The sequence below is a fragment of the Streptomyces sp. HSW2009 genome, from assembly GCF_040240285.1.
Taxonomy (GTDB): domain Bacteria; phylum Actinomycetota; class Actinomycetes; order Streptomycetales; family Streptomycetaceae; genus Streptomyces.
Window position 1 is genome coordinate 1 of record NZ_JBEHZD010001084.1, and the last position, 897, is coordinate 897.

Genomic DNA, 897 nt, shown 5'->3' on the forward strand with positions numbered 1-897 from the left:
GTCCGATGCCGCCGGTGCCGCCGACCGGTAGCCCGTCGGTGCCGCCGGCCATGGTGCCGCCGCGTACGGCACCGGCTGCCGCGGTGGCGCCGGCCGTCGCCGTGGTGCCCGCGGTGCACGCCCCCGCCGCGCAGGTGCCCGTACCGCCCACCGGCGTCCGGCAGATGACGGCCCCACAGCTCCCCACCGGACAGGCGCCGGCGGCGGGCGCGGGGCGGACCACTGCCCGGCCGACCGCGGCGCCCGCGCAGACCGTGCCTGTGCGGACCGTGCCCGGCAACGCTGCCGGAGCCATCGGCGCCACCCAGCAGACCGCGGCGCCCGCGCCGACCGCGCCGGAGCACAGCCGGGCCGAGGCCCCGGCGGGCCCGACGGCTGCGGCAGCACCCGTACCCACCGCAGCACCCGTACCCACCGCAGCACCCGTACCCGCGGCAGCATCCGCGCCCGCCGGGCAGTCCGCGGCGGCGCCGGTCACCGCACCCGCGCAGCGCGCCCCGCAGCACCGGCCCGCCTCCCGGGCCGTCGGTGGGTTCGACTTCTTCGGTACGGCGGCGGCGCAGGAACCGCCCGCCGCGCTGGAGGACGACCTCGCGGACGTGGTGGGCGCGGAGGCCATCGCGGACCACGCGGCGCACGCGCAGGACGCCCCGGTCGCCCCCGAGGCAACCGAGGACGCGGCCGAGGGGCAGACCGTGGCCGACGGCGAGGGCGTCATCGACCTGACGGCGCACGACGAGACCGAACAGATCGACATGGCGGAACTCCGCGGCGCCATCTCGTAACGCCGCACCCGCACGCCGGGGCCCCCCCCCCCGCGCCCCCGGGCCGGGGGGGGGGGGGCGGGGGGGGCGGCCCCCCCGCGGCCCCCCCCGGGCCCGGGCCCCGGGTGGCCGC

1 pseudogene is annotated in these 897 nt (G+C 81.7%); it reads left to right on the forward strand.

Annotated elements, in window-relative coordinates:
• Nucleotides 1–785: pseudogene (locus tag AAHZ94_RS34665) on the forward strand (hypothetical protein); the annotation flags it as partial.
• Nucleotides 786–897: the final 112 nt, after the last annotated feature.